The organism is Anaerotardibacter muris (assembly GCF_943192915.1).
In the GTDB taxonomy this organism is placed as follows: Bacteria; Actinomycetota; Coriobacteriia; order Coriobacteriales; family Eggerthellaceae; genus Anaerotardibacter; species Anaerotardibacter muris.
Map to the genome: position 1 here is coordinate 65,497 of NZ_CALPCD010000005.1, position 19,670 is coordinate 85,166.

The following is a 19,670-nucleotide window of genomic DNA, read 5'->3' on the forward strand; positions in this document are numbered from 1 at the left end:
AGGGCCGCTCTCGGGTCTTGGGGCCTTCTACTGTAGCGGATTATCGCTCGGTGCGGCTGTTTTGTTACCACCAGGGTGACACCAGGCGAACCACGCCTGCGCATCGGCTTCTTCTACGTCTATGAGGCGCGTTGCGGAATTACCCACCCCTGCCGCCGTGATAGCGATGATGGTGATAAGACGCTTGTGACGTTGCAGCGGATTCGTACGCAGCTCAGCCATCTGGAGCTTTCCTCGCGGCATGATAGTGCGATCGGTGCTGAAGCCGCTGTTCGTGATGGTGACGAATGACTGGTCGTAACCAAAGCCCGAACCACGGCGCCACAAGATGGCCCCGATGATGTCCAGGATGATCAGCAACAGGCACAACGCGTATAAGATGCGCGCAGCGATCTCGAGTACCACATAGACTCCCATGAATGATGTGACCTCGGAAGGATCGAGCAGATCGAACTGGAGCGGCAACGCAAGGATGGACATGGTGATGAAGGTGATGATAGCCAACCAAAATCCGCCACCTTGCAAGATCGCACGGCGCACGATGGCGCGACGGGTCGCACGTGTAGGAAGCTTTTGAGTGGACGCGGGCAGGTTCTCCCATTCAGGAAGCAGGTTCGCCAAGATATCGTTCACGCGATCGACCTTCACGAAGGGATGTACGACAAGCTTCGCATGGGAAACGTTCTTGGATTCAGGGGAAGAATCTTGCACGGCGCTGGCAACACGCGCGAGCGAAATGGTGCAGGACTTCAGCAAACGCTGGAAGAACGATTGGCTGATCTCGACCGACTGGATGCGGTCGATATCGATGCCGTTGAAATTATGGTTGATGATGCCGTATTCGGTCTCGATGCGCGCTCCCCTGCGTCGAGCGCGGAAGCCGCCATATGAAAGGCAGGTGCTGGCAACGGTAATGAGCCACGCGACGACCATGATAGCGATGAAGAGGCCGACCAGGCTGGTTACCGCACCTACGAGCCAGGACGTAGGGATGTAGCTGATCAGGCTGAATGCTGCATCGTAGATCTGATCTTCCGTGGTGCCGAAGAGAAAGCTCGCACATGAAATGAGCGTGGTAAGACCAGCGATGATAGAAGCCAGGATGATACCGAACGAAGTTCTACCCGTGATAGCCGAAAGCACTAATTCCTTGTTGGAGAGGCCGTATTCATAAGTGACCTGGCCAGTATCGATGGCATCGCCGCCGAACACGCCACGGAAATCATTCGCGATTTGCGCAGGAGCTTCGAGTGCATTCAGGTTGGTGTTCGGTGCCTCCGGGTTCTGGCCTGTCCCCAAAGTGTCCCGGACAGTTTGGGACCTGTCCCCATTTTGTCCCAGTTGAGCGAGCTGCTTGCGGGTGAAGAGCTCTTTGCGCAAGGCTTCAGCTGCGGATCTTTCGATGTAGGGCAACATGACTGCCTTGTTCTCGGCACCGCCCGCGGTCTCGATGCTGACCGTGCACACCCCTACGATGCGCTGGAGCAGACTGGCGCGCTGATTCACCGACTGGATGCGCGTATACGGGATATGCACGCGCTTCTTCGAGATGATGCCAGAAAAGAAGCTGAATTCGTCGTTGGTGTATTCATACCAAATGTATTTGTAGCTGATGAAGCGCGCCAACATGGCTATACCCATGGCTACGATGAGCGTGACAACGATGATGATGCCAACGATAAGCCCATAACCCGCTAGGCGCGAATCGGTGATGAGCTCGTAGAGCGAATCACCTGCGGAAACCAGGATGGCGATGAGGATATAGGGCAGCACGCGGATGGCTCCAAGCCAAATATAGCTCGAATTCAGCCGATGCTTCACAGGGTCGGTGGGCGCAGCACCGGGAACATTGGGAACACTGGCATCGCTAGCATTGCTGGCATTGCTGGCAGCAATGTCGTCACTGACAGCAATGGCATTACCAGCAACGTTGATATCACTGGAAATTCTTGCATCACCAGGCGCGGTCTGCTGAACGGGCTGTGCTGGAATGACCGGGGCGCCCGTGGGTTCGGGATATTCGGCATTCATCGCTTACACGTCCTCTTTTGCGATACGTGCGAATTCAGCCGCTTGATCGCGCAGCTTCTCGGCCTCTGCGGTGGGCAAACCAGGGATCTCCATAGAGCCTGCGGCGGTAGATATGGTCACTGATGCCAGGCCCATCATGCGCAGCAATGGCCCCTGACGCGTGTCGGTATTCTGTACGCGAATGAACGGGACGACCGTGTGCTTGTGAACGATGATGCCGCGCACGATATCAAGGAAATCTTGCGAAAGTTGGTAGCGCCAACGGATATAACGCAGCGGTGTGATGACGAACCAAAACACCAACAGTGAAACGATATAGAGCAGAAAGACCACCAGGCACAGCACGCCAGCTACGTCTTCGGCTGCATCGTCGACCAGAAAGATGATCGCTGGAACGAACAGCACAGCCAGGAAGATGAGCGTGAGCACGATGGTGTCGCTGATGCGCCACACGCGCTTGATGCGTGGATCGAGTTGTTGTCCTTGCGTCACTTCCATGAAGGCCTCCTGCGGCATTACGATTTGAACATGGAGCGATTATACCGTAGACCGGGGACGGGTTCATTTCTGTCCGGGACACTTTGGGGACAGGTTCAAATGGTCAAACAAGATTCTGAGCCTGTCCCCGTTAGTAGTAGCGATAATAGGCGGCGCAAGAGCCTTCGGAAGACACCATGCAGGGACCAACAGGGTTTTCAGGCGTACAGACCTTGCGGAACAGAGGACACTGATCGGGAGCCATCACGCCACGAAGAACATCGCCACAGCGGCAACCTTTGGGATTCACCGTAGGTTCGACTTCAGGATCGAAGCGCTTCACCGCATCGAACTGCGCATATTCATCGCGAATAGCGTAGCCGGAATCGGGGATGACGCCCAGCCCTCGCCAATCGGCATCAATGGTGTCGAACACTTCATCGATGGCTGCCAGCGCAATAGGATTACCTTCGCGCATAACGCCGCGGGAATAAGCAATCTCGATCTGGGCGCGGCCTTCGTGCAGCTGACGCATGATCATAGCAACACCCTGGAGCACGTCCACTGGCTCAAAGCCCGTAACAACACCTGGGATGCCGTACTTCTCAGCCAGGAACTCATACGGTTTCGTACCGATGATGGTGCTCACGTGGCCTGGCAAGATGAGCGCATCGACCTTCAGCGCTGGGTCGGAAACGATAACTTCGAGTGCATTGGGCATGTTCTTGTGCGCCACGAACACCGAGAAGTTCTTCAAGCCTAAGGCCTTCGCGCGCTGGATGGCCATGGCCACGAGCGGCGTGGTGGTCTCGAAGCCAACGCCTACGAAGACCACTTCTTTATCGGGGTTTTCCTGCGCAAGCTTTAGGGCATCGAGTGGAGAATAGACGATATTGATGGAGCGGCCTTCGGCCTGTTCTTTCAGCAAGCTAGAGGTAGAACCAGGCACGCGCGTCATGTCACCGAAGGTGGCGATCATCACGTTAGGAATGCGCGAGAGCGCGATGACCGTGTCGATGTCCTTGTTCGCAGTAACGCAGACCGGACAACCAGGGCCCGATACCAACTGCGTGCCTTCAGGCATCATGGAACGCAAGCCATTGCGCGCGATAGCAACCGTATGGGTACCGCACACTTCCATGAGAGTGGCGTGTTCGGGCGCCCACGTGTCGATAGAATGGATCAGACCCTTCGCCAACGCAGGGTCTTTGAAAGCCGTAAGGTCCAAGGTCATGACTAGGCGCTCTCTAGGTCAGCTAATTCAGGGAATTGCTTGATCAGGTCGAGCGTTTCTTGAGCGAACTGCTCGTCCACCACTTCGATGGCAAAGCCCGCGTGCACGAGCACGAAACTACCCACTTCAGCCTGAGGGGTAAGGTCGAGCGAAATCTCGCGCGTAACGCCTAGGATATCAACGGTGGCAAGGTTGTTCTCGCCAATCTCTTTAACTTGAGCAGGGATAGCTAAACACATGATGCGATCTCCATTTCGGTCGAAGTGCGACCTCTTAATTCGAGTGCAATCCTATCACAGCCTGGCCGTACGAAACGCAAGCATCGTTAGGCGGCAGCTCGCGGTTAAGGGCAATGGTAAACCCAGCTTCCTGCAATTCACATAAAACACGTTCCATCAGGTAGCGGTTCATGAAAACTCCACCAGAAAGCACCACGATGTTGATGTCATAGAGCGAACGAACAGCCTCGGCTAGCGTAAGGACCGCGGCAACCACCGCTTCATGGAAACGGCGCGCGATAAGGGGCTTGTCCACGCCTGCCTCAAGATCGTCGAGCAATGCCTGGAAGACTGGTTCAGGGTCGAAGAGCAACACCGATGTGTCTTGTGCGGTGCTCTGCTCGGTGGCAGTGTTCTTCAGCAAGTTGAATTGGTAGCGCACGGATTCAGGATCGACTAATTCAGCCGTAGCATTACCCGATTGGGTCGTGCCTGCTTGAATGGCAGCAGCACGTGCGTTGCTCACGTCAGCCGCCGCATTCGGGCCAAAACCCTCATTCACTTCCGCCTCGAGCAAGATCGCGCCTTCGCCTTCGTAGCGAGGCTCGTTGCAGATACCCAGCAGCGCGGAAGCGGCATCGAACAGGCGCCCCATTGACGAGGTATAGGGCGTATTGATCCCGCCTTCGATCATCTTGGTCATGACCTCCACCTCTTGCTGCTTGTCCGCGAAGAACTTCTGCGCATAGGGGTGTTCCAGCAGATCGAAAGACCACAGCACACCGAATGCGCAGCGATCGGTATGGTGGATAGCTTGCGCTCCGCCTGGCAGCGGGAAGTATGCCACATTGGCGAATCGCTCGAACGTTTGCAGGTTCGAGAGCAGCACTTCACCACCCCAAATAGCGCCGTCCATGCCATAGCCCGTGCCATCGAAGGCGATACCGCAAACAGGACCTTCGAGTTCGTTTTCCGCCATAGCAGAAACCACGTGCGCATGATGATGCTGCACTTCAATGAGCGGCAGCTCTTGGCTGTTCGCCTGGTTGCGCGCCCACTTGCTCAACACGTATTCAGGATGCAGGTCACATGCGAGCTTAGCAGGCTCCAGATGGAACAGCTTCTCATACAGATCTTTGGTGGCCAGCCAGTTATCGTAGGCCGCCACGTGCTCCATATCGCCCAAGTGCTGGGAAACGAATGCTTCGGCGCCACGGGTGATGGTGAAGGTGTTCTTCAATTCAGAACCTACTGCAAGCAACTGAGGTTTGTCCTCGCCCGCTACTACCGCAGGTAGCTTCAGCGGCGAAGGTGCCATGCCACGTGCACGGCGGATGACCTGCACCACAGGGTCCACGCCCACGGGCTCCAGCACGCGCACCACCGAATCATCGAAGCGCTCGACGATGGCGCGGTTATTGATCAAGAACGCATCCGCAATGCCCGCAAGCTGCGTGAAGGCTTCATGCTCTTCGATGACGATCGGGTCGTCATGAACGTTGCCTGAGGTCATCACCAACAAGCCACCGAACGCGCGCGCCAGCAGATGCTGCACGGGCGTTGCGGGGAGCATCACACCCAGCTCAGGTAGGTCATCGGCCAACCCCATGGCCAGATCAACACCTGCGCGCTTGCGCAGCAACACAATAGGACGCACAGCAGATTCCAATTGCTTAGCCTCCGCTTCGCTCACTTCCACGTATTCGCGTGCCTGGTCGACCGATGCCGCCATGACCGCAAAGGCTTTGCCATAGCGCTGCTTGCGTTGCCGCAGCGTAGCCAGCGTTTCAGGGTTAGACGCATCACATACCAGGTGATATCCACCCAAACCCTTCACCGCCACGATCTTGCCCGCTTTCAACAGCGCAACGCAATCGGCGATAAATTGGTCGGATTCGTCTGACGTGAAAGCCCATTCCGCATCATCGAGCGTGAGCGCTTGCACTTCATCGGGCAACATGCCCACTGCATCGATCCAGCCCAAGCGCGGGCCACAATTGAAGCAGGCATTCGGCTGAGCATGGAAGCGACGATCCATCGGGTCGTCGTATTCAGTCTGGCAGGGTTCGTCCATAGTGAAATCCTTCATTGAGGTTCGCGCGCGATCATAGGGCAGATCATCGATGATCGTAAAACGCGGACCGCAGTTTGTGCAGTTGATGAATGGGTAATGATAGCGGCGATCTTCAGAGTCGAACAGCTCTTTCACGCATTCATCACAGGTTGCCAGGTCGGGCGAGACCAGCGTGGTGCGACCAGCATCCACTTGATCGGAAAAGCGAATCTCGAAGGACTCGAAGCCTTCGACTGGCGCTTCGTGGAGCTCGATCTCTTTCACGTGCGCAGCTTCGGGGGCCTTTTCCGAGAGCATGATAACGAACAGGTCGAGCGCTTGCTCGGTGCCTTCCGCATGAATGGATACGCCATCGAGCGCATTCAGCACCCATCCAGCAAGCCCCAGTTCATGGGCGCAACGATACACAAAGGGTCGAAAGCCGACCCCTTGCACAACTCCGTTCACTTGTATGTCGAGCGCTTCGATCTTCTGCTCCATGGCATCTACTCCGCTTTCAGTATTGACTCGAAAGTTGCTTCGCAAACGCGGCAACACAGACTGCGCCGCTTATTCGGTAACGCGATCGACCACGTTGCGCAGACCCTTGGAGAGTAAACGCAGCGTGACCGCTGAATGATTGGGCAAGTGCAGATGAACGCAACGCCTACCGCGGGCTGAAAGAATAGCGAAATCGCCCATGGCCTGGGCCTTTTCCAGCTCTCCCAAGCTGCGTGCACGAGCGTTCTCCACGGGCATATCGCGTGGTTCGTTCGCCGACAGGATCAAGAACACACCATTGTTCTGACCGCCCTTGTGCAGCTGACCTGTTGAATGCAGGTAGCGCGGCCCGATCTCCAAGCACGAAGCCACGCCGCATTTTTCTGCCACGCTATGGCGGATCTGCTCGAGCGCTTCGCGACGACCCTCACCCGTGAAGGGAAGGAACGCATTGAGCGAGAAGTAGTCACCTGGATGGATGCTGCGGCACAATGCTGAGAGCGCACCCGCGACCGATTCTTCAAGCAGATCAGGCATGAGCGCTTCGGATACGTAGACCTCTATTTCGCCAATGGGCACGCCTGAAAGACCGTTCTGCACAAAGCAGGGCTCTTCGCCGCCTTCAGCCAAGATGCGCAGCACCTCGGTCTTCGCCACCTGAACGTCGGGCTGGTCAAAGGGGCAGATCTGCATCAGGTAACCCACCATAGCGATAGCGTATTCCCACATGACGAAGTGTCCCGCCAGGTCGATGACGTTTTCAACCTTGAAGGTCATCTGCGGGATGCTGGGGCTGATATATTGCAGCGACTGAAAATAGTTCGCACGTTCGTCCCAAAGGTCGGTCTTGGTCTCGTAAACGATAACGCTGCGATCACCTGCGTCTTCGCTCAAGGTGAGCGAGTCGGTCTCGATGTTCGGCAAGATACCTTGGCCTTCTTTACCCAGGCTTTCTGCTACCAACTGTTCGATCCACAGGCCCAGAACACGACCGCGCTTGGGCGAAAGGAATGAGAACTTGTTGCGTCCGGTGGTGTAGTTGTCGTACAAGAACGATGCCAGCATGAGCGCAGGGTTATCCAGGCTGTCGGTACTGCAGAGCTCTTCGGCCTGAGCAGCACTTTTCATGAGCGCATTCAGATTGATGCCCGCGAGCGCTGCTGGCAACAAGCCGAAGATAGAGAGCGCCGAATAGCGGCCTCCCACGCTCTCTTCGCCAGAAAAGACACGCAGCCAGCCTTCTTCTTTCGCACGTTTTTCCAGGTCGGAACCAGGATCGGTGATGGCCACAAGGTGGTTGAACACCTCGTCTTCAGGCAGCTGCTCGCGCAGGATAGCGATGACCGCTTCCATGATGGTCTGCGGCTCGATGGTGCCACCCGACTTGGACGAATGGATGACCAGCGTGGTCCTTGGGTCACATTCAGCCATGATAGCGCGCACGCGCACAGGCGAGACCGAGTCGAGTGTCTTGAAGGACATGAACGAAGAGTCCGCCTTGTTGTATTTGGTCATGGTCATGGGCGCTTGGGTCGATCCACCCTGGCCGATGAGCACAACGGTCTGTAGGCCACGCGCGATGAGCGAATCGGCGAAGTTCTGGATCTCTACCAGCGGCAGCGGCGGTTCGCTTGCCAGCGTGGTCCAACCCATGAATTCACGCGCGAAGAGCTGCGCGTTTTCTGAGAAGTTATAGAGCGCGCTGTCCTTTTGGCGGATGCGGCTCGCCACATTCTTGTCGATGAGCGTCTGGGCGGAAGGACCCGGCTCGATCGCATCAAAATTGATCATAGTCCCTACTTTTACGGTTTAAGAAGCTTGCCTCATTTTACCGAAGATGGTGCAGCGAGGCTACGCGATGGCGACGACGATGTTCTGAAGCCATGGAGATTCCACTTCGTCCACATGGCCTGCGTCGCAGAGCGCCGCGATATTGGGGTTCGTGGGAATCTGTGCAGTGGCTGCGATGGAGTATTCCTGCGCCAAGATGTCCACCTGGCTCTCGCCAAAGATGTAGTGACGCTCGTCGCAGTTCGGGCACACGAAATAGGCCATGTTCTCGACAAGGCCGAGCACAGGAATGTTCAGTGAATGTGCCATGTTCACCGCTTTGCCCACGATCATGCCCACGATCTCTTGCGGAGAAGTAACCACCACGATGCCGTCAACGGGCAGCGATTGGAAGACCGTTAGGGGCACGTCGCCGGTGCCCGGGGGCATGTCCACCAGCAGGTAGTCCAGCTCACCCCATACTACATCGGTCCAGAATTGCTTCACCACGCCAGCGATCATGGGACCGCGCCAGATAACGGGATCGGTCTCGTTTTCGAGCAGCAAATTGGTGGAGATGATCTTGGTGCCGTCAGCCGCCACCGCTGGTAGCAGACCATCGGGGCTGCCCTGCGCTTTGTCTTGAATGCCGAACATACGCGGGATGGAAGGACCAGTGATATCCGCATCCATGATGCCCACGCGCTTGCCTTGGCGCGCCAGCGCTGCAGCCAGCAACGAGGTGACGAGCGACTTACCCACGCCGCCCTTGCCACTGACGATACCGATCACTCGCTTCACATTCGAAGCTGGGTTCTGCGCTTCTAGGAAGCTCTGTGGTTCGCGACGCTCCCCGCAATCTTTCCCGCATGCCTTACAGCTATCGTTGCATTCTTCACTCATGTTGATTCCTTAATCCAATCCTGTCTGAACAAGCATTATCGCAAAGAAAGGGCCTCGGGAACAATCCCGAAGCCCTTTAACTTGTAGTGCGGACTGGCCGCTACGCTTGATCTGGCTTATGCCTGACCCTTGCTGCGGCGGCGGAGTGCGAACACGATGCCGCAAATTGCTGCGATCGCCAGGATCACGATGCCTGCGATCTTCAGGATGTCGCCAGTCTTCGCCAGGAAGCTGCCATCGCCATCTTCAGGCACCTCACGATATTCCGTGAGCACGTTTTCGCCATCGAGCATGGTGTCGTAGAGCGTGATGGTCTCGCCGTTGATGTCGGCGTTACCATTGCTGGAGCCGCTCAAGATCTCGACCGCGCCATACTGGCCGATCTTGAACTCGACATCGTCAGCCTTCGAATAGCCTTCTGGAGCCTCAGCTTCGCGCAGGATGTAGACCGTATCAACGTTCAACTTGCCCTGCAGCTTTTCAGGAGCCTTTCCAGAGACCCAGCTGTCTACCACGGTGCCGCTGTTCTTCTCGATGATCTGCAGTGCAGCACCTTCGACCCATTCATGGGTGCGCGTGTCGAGCTTGTTGATGTCGACCGTGGTGGCTTCGTCATAGACACCACCATCGCGCGCGAAGGTCAGTAGGATGTCGCCGTCGTCGGACAGCGGACCAACAGGAGCGTTATCGCTCTGAGTAGAGATGCCGTCGTCTTCAGACATGACCATGATCGCCGATTCTTCAGCCTGGACGCCCAGGTCGATCTTGTCATCGGTGTAGTTCATCACGTATCCGTTAGGAGCCGTGTTGTCCTCGGTCAGGTAGAAGTAGGCGCTGCGGAACTCGCTTACGGTATGACCCGCCGGAGCCTCGCGCTCCTTGAAGTAGTACAGCGTACCAGTCTTCAGGCTTACGTCCTCGAAAGTGATCCAACCATCTGCATCGGAGGTTGCCTCCTGCATGAAGATGTCTGCCTGAGCGCCATCGTTGACCGCATAGAGGCCATAGGTCGCGCCTTCAAGACCGTTATTGCGATCAAGTGCGCTGGTCTTGCGAACCTGCAGGTCCATGCCCTTAGCGTAGTTGGTCATGTCCGGATGCCAGTTCGCGTCAGCGGACTCTTCATAGCGAACATTCACGCCGTCTTCAACGTGGCCATAGTACATATCGGTGCAAACCAGATGTCCATCGATACGCTCGATCACTGTGGTGAAGGTGATGATCTGCTGGGAGTATTCGACCGAAGGATCGGTAGACTCGTTAGCTTCGACCACACGATAGTAGTAGGTGCCAGGTGCGGTATAGAGCAGACAGCTTGGGTTCTCCCAGTCGCCGCTGACGTTGTTCGCCTTGTCGAAGTCGACCATGCCATAGCGGTCATTGGAAGTCTCGGAGATAACCGGACCCTGGGTTGCCGACCAGTCAGGCTGATGATCGGCATCGCCATCAAGCTGAATGAGTTTGAAGTTAAACTCGCCCTCGGTGAGCGAACGGCCTTCGAGGTTCTTGATGATCTTCGGGTCAACGAAGCATTCTTCCTCGATCGGCTCTTCAGATGCCGCATTGATCGCGTAGCCATAAAGGTTCATGGCGTTATCAAAGTTGCTGAATTCCATGGTAGGAAGCTGACCATCAACTTCATTGAGCTGCTTGAGCTCAAGGTATTCGGACGAACCGAACGGCCAGTTGTCTTCCTTAGTGATGCCCTCCGCATAATACATTTCAGTAATTGCGGGAACCAAGCTCATACCATCAGCGGACACATTAGCCGTGACCTTGATCACATACACGCGCTTATCAGTCACAACGCCTGCGACATCATCTTCGCCGACCATGAACCAATAATCGCCAGGTTCAGTGAACGTAATGTCTTTGAACTCGATGCCAGCCTGGTTGCTTCCGGCTGGGAAAGCAGCGTTCTGGGCTGTATATACGGCCATGTCGTTCAAGGTCTTATCGGTGTTAACTTTGCCATTCTCAGGAGCGGCGATACCAACCATGCTGAAGTTGAACTTACCTGTTGCGTCTGCGGTATTGCCATAGTAGGTCTTGGTCGCGTTGACATTGAACGAGCCGCTGGGGTGATATTCGTTCTCAAAGACTCCACCATTTTGGACATTATCCGCAACATCGTCACCACTCAAAGAAGCAACATAGGTAGTAATGCGGGTTGGGGTAAGCGTATCGCCTTCAAACCTTACCTTCTTGTCAACAGTGAAGGTGAGCTCGACTTTATGCCAAGCTTCATCGAAGGTGGTCTGCGGATGACCGTCTTCGTCGATCTTCTCCTTGACGTAAACAGTTACCGTACGCTCCAGCGAATCCGCGTTCATGTCCTCTGGGAACATATTGACCAGAACGGTGTTCTGCTTGCCTTCATCAGAAGAAGCGATCGGCTCGTCGATCTTTGCATTCGTGTTCTCGAACTTGAACGTGATGTTGCCGTTCGCGTCGTTGGAGGCTACCGCGATGGGTTCAGCATCCTGTCCAGGTTCGGTCTGGCCGCCAAACAAGCCCTTACCAGGAGCATACATCTCAAAAGTGAAGGTCTTGGACAAGTCAGTAACAGCATCATCGTTCATGATGTCATCGTTGTTGCCGTTCAGGTACGCCTTGGTGAAGACCAGCTCTCCTGCACCTTCAAACTCTGCTGCTTCATTCGGCCAAACAGTATTCGTAAATACGCCACCGTTCTCATCGAACGTGATGTTGTCCTCGGTCAAAGCAGCTGTATAGGTGGTCTTGTAGACTGGATTGAGCTTGTCGTTGTTCCACACGGGATCAGACTTAGAAACCGTGAATTTGAGCGTTATCTTGTGATCGGCTTCATCATAGGTGGTCTGAGAGCCTTCGACATCCTTCTTCGTCTCTCGTACGAAAACCGTGATCTCTTTTTCAGTAGTGTTCACACCATCGGGGAACATGTTTACCAGAACAGTGTTCTGCTTGCCTTCATCAGAAGAAGCGATCGGCTCATCGATCTTTGCATTCGTGTTCTCGAACTTGAACGTGATGTTGCCGTTCGCATCGTTGGAGGCTACCGCGATGGGCTCTGAATCATCGATCTTGCCTTCGTTGTCTGCGCGATACATCTTAAATTCGAAGGTCTTGTCTTCCAGAGCAACCTTGTCATTGCTCAAGATCGGATTACCTTCTGCATCAACATAGTTCTTGGTAAGAACTAGTTCGCCAGAACCCTCGAGAGCATCTTCGTGCTTTTCTTCCACCTGGTTAGTGAAGACCTTCTGTTGGGCGTCGTTATCTACGCCGTCATCACCATACGTGATCCCATCTTCTGGGACCAGCGAATTGCTTGAGGTAACTTTAAGGCTACCCACCACAGCAGTAGTGGTAGTCTTAACGACCTGTACCTTCACCTTCAAAGCGCTATTGTCTTTAGTGATATTGCTCGGAATATCATCCGTCGCAACTTCTTTTGCATAGAAAGTATAGGTACCAGTTTCAGCGTAGGCTTTATCCTTGACCTTGAAGACGATCTTGCCATTTGCATCATTCGTTGCAGTTGCAACTACTTTGCTTTCATCGATCGTGCCGTCAGCGTTAGAACCATAAAGATTAAAGGTGAACTTCTTGCCCTGCTGAGCATAGTCCTTGATGACATTCTCGGTCGTACCGTCGGCCTTCTGGAAGTTGAGCACCTTAGTGAACTCGACCTCGAAACCGTAATTCTCTACCGTCCTGTCGGTAAGGTTACCAATTTCAAGCTGGCCGTTACAGCCGATGCCGCCACCATGGGTATAGCTTGTATTGTCCGTGATCATAAGATCGCGTTCAACATAGCCTGGGTTCGCTGTAGCCTTCAGACCGAGAGAATACAGACCTTCCGCCCACGTCTGTCCTTCGTTGATCGTGACGGAAGCGCCCTTCTTCGCATCAGGACCTGCGTAGATGCCCGTCCAAGCCGTCTTGCTGGAATCGATATTGCCGCTTACAGTCTGACCGAAGACGATACTTGACAACGTGCAATAGAAATCGCTTGCTTGATCGGCGGTAAATGCTGCATTGGCGAACGTATCACTGTACGCATAAACATCGCCCGAGACCGTGATGCCATCCTTTGGATATTTCAGAACATTCTGATCGATCGTTGCGGTGCTGCTATTTGCATTACCCCCTGAAGGGAACTTACTCTCTGATGTCAAAGCGTAAAGACCCGCATTCTGTGGACGCCCAATAGAGCCGCCCATGCCGTTCTTCTTCGCGGTATTGCCATAGATCGCAGCGCCTTCTGTCACCTGACCCATGGAAATATGAGCATGGGGACAACCTGCAACGCCGCCACCAAGACCACCCGCGGTGTTCGAAGTAACCGCAACCGTTGAGATGGTCACTTTACCCTTGGATTCGATGAAGAGACCGCCGCCGCCCCATTCTGTAGAGGTCTTGGAAGTGTTGTGCTTGATATTGCCGCCATTGATAACCGCATCAGGCGAAGCCGTGTAGATGCCACCGCCTTCGTACTTTTCAGCGGTGTTGTTCGAGACGGTACCACCGTACATCTTGAAATGACATTGACGGTCAACGTAAATACCACCACCAACATCTGCGGTATTATTGTCGATCGTTCCACCGTACATGATAAGAGACGGAGCACCATCGTTCTGTTGGGATATCTTGGTACGCTCGACATGGATGCCGCCACCAGCCAACGAAGAAAGCGCAACAGGGCATTTCGTTTGACTGTTTGAGGTATCTGTCATCCAAATAGGCGAGCCTGTACCACCCGTGATCGTGAGGCCCTTATTCTTCAAAGAACCATCACTGTTACGCTCGGTGTTGCCTTTCGTGTCATTAACTTTAAGATCTTCGTTGAGGATGAGCTTGCTCTTGTAGCCTTTGACATCGATAACACTACCATCATTGCCGCGAAGAGTACCGTTACCATTCAAAATGAGCGTAACATGGTTCGGAACCACGATCTTGCCTGTTAAGTCACCATTGATGGTGAGCTTATAAGTCTTTTGAATCTCGTTGTAATCAGTGGGACTGCCAAGATAGAGTCGATCAATGGTGCCGTTGCCTTCTACGGTTGCTTCGAGCGCATTGGGATCGTCCGCAGGATTAAAGGTAACCGTAGCTCCGCCGCCTACTTTGATCCAATCTGGATCATTGCTCATCGTTACAATGCCAGCAGCTTCTTCATTGACTACAGCTTCCTCGAGGCCTTCATCAGCAACTTCCTCGGCCGCCTGGACCTCTTCTGCAACGATCGGCTCTTCCGCTTCTGGCTCATCGCTCAGTTCGGCCTGAGTGATGGGTACAGCCTCTGGGATAGTCTCATCAAGGACGGGATCTCCGCCGCCTTCGCCCCATGCATAGATGTATGGAAGCACTGTCACAGCCAATGCGACGGCAAACGCAATGCTTGCCCAACGCATAAGCTTCTTGTTTTCAGAGAACTTTTCTTTCAACTTAGACATGTGATCCACCTCCCTTATGCGTTCTGATTGTCGGTTGCTTGCTTACGGCGACGAAGCAAGAAGTATGCCACGATGCCGATCAGTGCGATCGCTCCGATTGCGAAGCTTGCGATCGCGAACCCGTTCTGGGTCACACCAGACGCCAAGGGGTTCTCATTTTCCGCGATAGTACGCTCAGTGGTCGTATCCTGACCATCAAGGTTTGCCAGCGGATTATCGTCGTCATTGATAACGACCGTACCGTCGCCAGCGCCTACGCCCGCATCAACATCAGGACCATCACCCGCGTCTTCAACTTCCGTTGGGGCCGCAGTCAAGCCGCCACCCGTACCTGGGATGGTTGTTTCGATGATCTGTACGCGGTCGATCATGGTCTGCGCGTTGATAACATCATCGACGTCACGGTAGTAAATAGTGTAGGTGCGGTTAGGTGAAAGGAACGCATGACGAATAGCCGTATCCTGGCCATCCAGACGAACGTATTCGCTTCCGTCCTGGGTAAAGCTCTGCGGACCCGTGATCTCAACGAAGTTCGTGATCTCGGGATCGATGTTCACTGTCTCAGAACGAAGGACTGCGCCGTTTGCGACGTTCACATACTGAACGGTAACGCCATAGGCATCGCCTGGCACATAGTCTTCGGGGACATAGTAAACATACTGCAGCAGATCAACGCTCTGGCCCAAACTCTCCCAAGAGTACGTGATCTCTTCGGTGTTGCCAGCCCATGGAACATAGGTCTTGCCGTTGATCTCCTTCTTTTCAGGAGTGTAGCTAAAGACATGGTTCGGATCGACCGTAGCGGTGATGGTGGTGAGTTGCTCGCCCGTTTCGCCATCTACTTCGATGAGGGTGAATTCAACTTCCTTGTCTGCGTCCTGGTTCTGATAGTACGCATTGATCACGCGGTGATCATTTTCATCAAGGACGAACTGGTCATCGGTCATGTTGTTCGTAAGGTTGATGATCGTGCCGTTATCGTTGCTTGCAGTCGCAACAGAGACGCCATCTTGTGAAGTGATGCCACCTTCAGCAGGTTCGCCTGGATTCACAACCTGACCACCCTGAACATATTCGAGATGATAAAGGTTAACGCCGTCAGCCGCATCGACCTTGGAACCCTTGTTCATCGAGAAGGTATTGGGCAGCGTATAACGATAGCCCTTACCTTTAACGTCGACATTGTCGCTCCAAAGCAGCGTGCCATCCATGCTCCTGTAATTGATGGTCACGGGATAGGTTGTATTTTCATCGAGGGGGACAACCTGGACCGTATAAGAAGCATTGGTATATGAGAGCGTTACCTTTTCACCCGCAAGACGAGAGATAACGCGATACGATTGGACTTTCTCTTTGTCGCCATCCTTCACCACTGCAGAGAAGGACTTCATGATGCTGACGGTCTTGCCGTCTTTGCCGATACCGCTGACCTTCTCAGTCTTCACGACCTCGCCAGTATCTGCGTTCACATAATTGATAGAGCCTTCGACCGTGTTGCTGCTGTTTTGCTCATAGGTTACGTAGAATGCACCTGATTCGAATTCATTATCGATGCCGTTGCGGCTAACCAAGCTGTAGCTCGTCGGGCTCGCTTGGCCTTCAGCCTGCTTATAGTAGCTCTGGCCCACACCAAGATTCTTCTTTAGCGTTGCAGGATCGGGGGAATCTGTAGTTCTAATGCCAAGCAAAACGGTATCTTCGATGTTGCCATTAACATCTGTGATGTTTGCATATACGGGGTAGACCGTACCATTGAAGAGCGTATTTCCCTGCATGAACGCATCGGTGACCTCGACCGTATAGGTTCCACGATCAGCGACATCGGGACCAAGCAGGTCGGCTGCGGTCTGTGCGCCCGTTGCATTCTGATTGGCCATGATCTGAACCGCAACGATCTGGGCAACCTGGACGCCTGAGCCATCGTTCAAAGAATTCATATCAGCCGTGTACTTCATCGGGTTGCTGAGCGGTTTGCCGTTCTTTTTGACCTGAACATAGATCTCCTGGTCACCCAGATTATCTACCTTGATAACTTCCCAGCCTTGTGCAGTAGGCTGCATGAAGTCTACACCTCGTACTGAAGGTGTTTTCGTTTCGCCTTCTGGACCTTCTGCCAAAGCCGAAGCTGGCACGCCAGAAAGGCTGAATGCGAAAATAGCCGCCATGATGGCAGCGATCAGCGCATTCGCTTTGCTCTTCACTTGTGCTCGCATATTATCCCCCTCATTGGACCGCGAACATTATTTCTTTCTTTCAATTGCTGCTAACTGCAAAATCGTTAACAACAATCGGACATCGAATAGTACAACCATCAGGCACTTTAGTGCAATGATCGCGCTTGTTCTGTTGTCTTCCTTCACAGATATTTCACTACCTATATAAGGAGCATCCAACAGTGCGCTTGCTTGTTCGAAATGCCATCTTGGTACTTCGCCTGAAAAACCGCAGGTGACGTTTTTTCATCAGCATTCGACACGTTGGTCGATTTTAACATAAAACACCAGTTCAGACAAGCATTCGAATCCTGGTTGACTATTCTTCTGTCAATCTACCATGTTCCATTATGCATCTTCGGCTATGAGTTCGCTATGATTTGGCGAGCTTTTTCGAGTTCAGGGGTAATTTTTTAAGTTCTATCGGGGGATTCATGCAATATGAACAGTATCTACATAAGATTGGCGCGCTGCTGGCTTCATGGGCCGGATATGGTAAAACAACGCCAGCTGATGAGCTTGAAGACTGGTCGGAGGTGTCGATATAAAAAAGACCCCCTGAAGTGGGGGCCTTTTGGTTTCATGGTGGTCGGAGGGGGACTTGAACCCTCGACACGCGGATTTTCAGTCCGCTGCTCTACCAACTGAGCTATCCGACCATTTGGCGTGCGTTTCACCGTGATTCATGCGGTAACGCGAGTTGTTATTGTACTCACTAACATTTTTATGGTCAAGCAAAGCGCATAAGTAGGGGCAAGATGCGCGGTGAACGCCCTACCGCTTCGCTCGATCTTCGTGTTCAGATTTCCTGTTCTCGCTTCTTGTTCGGCCTTCGATAGAAGATGGGCCTTGAGGTACCCGAGCAGAGCTTGGGCAAACTTCTCGTCGTATAGGACGGCTCGGGCACCTCAGGACCCATCTTTTGTTCGCAACTGCGGTGTGGACAAAAAGGGGGCTGCCCCCAATTTGTCCAATTTGTCTCGAATCTGTCTATTGCGCAGAAAGCTCTTCGATCAAGGCAGGGACCACTTGGAACACATCGCCAACGATGCAGTAGTCGGCCACATCGAAGATAGGGGCATGTGGATCTTGGTTGATGGCCACAATGGCATCGGAATGATCCATGCCTGCCACGTGCTGGACCGCGCCCGAAATGCCGCAAGCGATATAGATGCGTGGCGAAACGGACGAGCCGGTCTGACCGACTTGCTTGCTCGCAGGCAGCCAGCCTTCTTCCACTACCGAACGCGAACAGCCCACAGCACCGCCGAGCAGTTCTGCAAGCTTTTCGAGCATCTTGAAGTTCTCGGGGCCTTTCATGCCGCGACCACCCGACACGATAACTTCAGCATCTTGCAGTGAAACGCCTTGATCCTTCAGATCTTCGATGAATTCCTTCACCTTCACGCGCATGCGACTTGGATGGAATTTCTCGTGGATGACCTGCATGTTTTCGTTAGGATGCGGATCAGGGACAGGCATCGCGCCTGGGCGGACCGTACCCATCTGCGGATGAGTGTTCGCGCAGATGCGCGCATAAAGATTGCCGCCGAATGCCGGGCGCTCCCAGGCCATGGTTGCTGTTTCAGGATCGATGGTAAGCGACGTGCAGTCCGCGGTAAGACCCGCCTCGAGCGCCACCGCCAGATGCGAAGCCAATTCGCGGCCGTTTGCTGTAGCACCGACCAAGATGATCTCGGGCTTATGTTCTTGGCACAGATGCTCGAATGCTTCGCTGAAGGCGTCGGTGGTGAATTGGGCGTACTCTGCACCTTCGATAACGTAGGCATAGTCGGCGCCATACGTGCGCGCCATATCGATAGCATCCTGTGGTTCGTTGGAGATGATCACCGCACCTACCTGTTGGCCGATCTGGTCTGCCAGACGACGTGCCTGACCCAGCAGCTCACAGCCAACCTGCTTGGGTTGGCCATCGAACTGCTCCAGGAACACCCAGATATCACGATGGTCGTTCGTTTCTTGCATGATGCGCTCCACCTTCCGAATTAAACGAGCAGCTTCGCTTCGACAAGTTGTTCTACCAGGTCATGAGCCTGATCTTTAGGCGCTCCCTCGATGAATACGCCTTCGGCGCAGCGTTCGGGAACGAATGATTTCTGCACGCGTGTGGGCGAGCCTTTCAAGCCGATCTTGCTTTCATCGAGCAGCGCGGCTAGATCGTCCAGGCAGATCTGCTGCGCCTCGTGCTCGAGTGCATCGAGCGTGCTCTGGATGCTGGCGTAACGAGGCTTGTTGCTCTCTTTCATCACCGTACACACGAGCGGAAGCGTGGTTTCGAGCACTTCAACGCCTTCGTCGGTCTTGCGTTTGACCGTTACCGTGGGATTACTGTTCGTGGCACCCGCAGGAGAAGATTCCACCTGCAGGTCGAGCACTTGGTTGATGCATGCACAATCCATATGCTGCGCGAGCGATGAAATGGTCTGGCCCGTGTCGCCATCGATGGCTTGTTTGCCGCCCAGTACCAGGTCGAAAGGACCAAGATGATCGAGCGCGGCGCTCAAGATATAACTGGTGGCGAAGGTGTCGGAACCACCGAATTTGCGGTCGGTGATCAGATAGACTTCGTCGGCACCCATCGCGTAGGCTTCTTCCAGGATATCGATAGCCTGGCTTGGACCCATGGTGAGCGCCACCACTTCGGCGCCATGACGGTCCTTCAGCTGCAGCGCCATCTCAAGCGCGTGGCGATCGTATGGGTTCATGATGCTGGGTACGCCTTTGCGGATGAGCGTATTCTTCACCGGGTCGATCTTGATCTCGGTGGTGTCGGGAACCTGTTTCATGCAGACTGCAATTTTCATGATC

General features: G+C 54.1%; 11 protein-coding genes and 1 tRNA gene. All 12 read right to left on the bottom strand.

All coding sequences use genetic code 11. The annotated features are described in order from the left end of the window. Positions 1 to 27: 27 nt before the first annotated feature. The 12 genes from NFR25_RS05400 to NFR25_RS05455 all read right to left on the bottom strand — a co-directional run bounded on the left by NFR25_RS05400 (position 28) and on the right by NFR25_RS05455 (position 19,666). The gene (locus NFR25_RS05400; protein WP_251198229.1) at positions 28 to 2,031 is read right to left on the bottom strand and encodes a PH domain-containing protein; all 2,004 of its coding nucleotides are present in this window, start codon (positions 2,029 to 2,031) and stop codon (positions 28 to 30) included. 3 nt (positions 2,032 to 2,034) lie between these two features. Next, positions 2,035 to 2,529, bottom strand: a complete 495-nt coding sequence (locus NFR25_RS05405; protein ID WP_251198230.1) for a PH domain-containing protein — start codon at positions 2,527 to 2,529, stop codon at positions 2,035 to 2,037. Between the two features lie 130 nt (positions 2,530 to 2,659). Continuing rightward, positions 2,660 to 3,742, bottom strand: coding sequence for a hydrogenase formation protein HypD (hypD, locus tag NFR25_RS05410; RefSeq protein WP_251198231.1), 1,083 nt, complete (start codon positions 3,740 to 3,742; stop codon positions 2,660 to 2,662). A gap of 2 nt (positions 3,743 to 3,744) precedes the next feature. Next, the gene (locus tag NFR25_RS05415) at positions 3,745 to 3,981 is read right to left on the bottom strand and encodes a HypC/HybG/HupF family hydrogenase formation chaperone (protein WP_251198232.1); all 237 of its coding nucleotides are present in this window, start codon (positions 3,979 to 3,981) and stop codon (positions 3,745 to 3,747) included. Positions 3,982 to 4,015: 34 nt separating this feature from the next. Next, positions 4,016 to 6,514 carry a carbamoyltransferase HypF gene (hypF, locus tag NFR25_RS05420; protein WP_251198233.1) on the bottom strand — a complete coding sequence of 833 codons (2,499 nt, stop codon included), beginning with the start codon at positions 6,512 to 6,514 and terminating at the stop codon, positions 4,016 to 4,018. Positions 6,515 to 6,583: 69 nt separating this feature from the next. Then, positions 6,584 to 8,305, bottom strand: coding sequence for a glucose-6-phosphate isomerase (locus tag NFR25_RS05425; protein WP_251198234.1), 1,722 nt, complete (start codon positions 8,303 to 8,305; stop codon positions 6,584 to 6,586). Between the two features lie 60 nt (positions 8,306 to 8,365). Next, positions 8,366 to 9,187, bottom strand: a complete 822-nt coding sequence (locus NFR25_RS05430) for an Mrp/NBP35 family ATP-binding protein (RefSeq protein ID WP_251198235.1) — start codon at positions 9,185 to 9,187, stop codon at positions 8,366 to 8,368. A gap of 116 nt (positions 9,188 to 9,303) precedes the next feature. After that, positions 9,304 to 14,628: a SpaA isopeptide-forming pilin-related protein gene (locus tag NFR25_RS05435; RefSeq protein ID WP_251198236.1), complete on the bottom strand. Its 5,325-nt coding sequence runs from the start codon at positions 14,626 to 14,628 to the stop codon at positions 9,304 to 9,306. Between the two features lie 14 nt (positions 14,629 to 14,642). Next, positions 14,643 to 16,841, bottom strand: a complete 2,199-nt coding sequence (locus NFR25_RS05440; protein WP_251198237.1) for a hypothetical protein — start codon at positions 16,839 to 16,841, stop codon at positions 14,643 to 14,645. A 583-nt stretch (positions 16,842 to 17,424) separates the two neighbouring features. Then, positions 17,425 to 17,500 (bottom strand) — tRNA-Phe (locus NFR25_RS05445). A 331-nt stretch (positions 17,501 to 17,831) separates the two neighbouring features. Then, positions 17,832 to 18,827 (bottom strand): electron transfer flavoprotein subunit alpha/FixB family protein, encoded by a 996-nt coding sequence (locus NFR25_RS05450; protein WP_251198238.1) that lies wholly within the window; start codon positions 18,825 to 18,827, stop codon positions 17,832 to 17,834. 20 nt (positions 18,828 to 18,847) lie between these two features. Then, positions 18,848 to 19,666: an electron transfer flavoprotein subunit beta/FixA family protein gene (locus NFR25_RS05455; RefSeq protein ID WP_251198239.1), complete on the bottom strand. Its 819-nt coding sequence runs from the start codon at positions 19,664 to 19,666 to the stop codon at positions 18,848 to 18,850. Positions 19,667 to 19,670 lie beyond the last annotated feature (4 nt).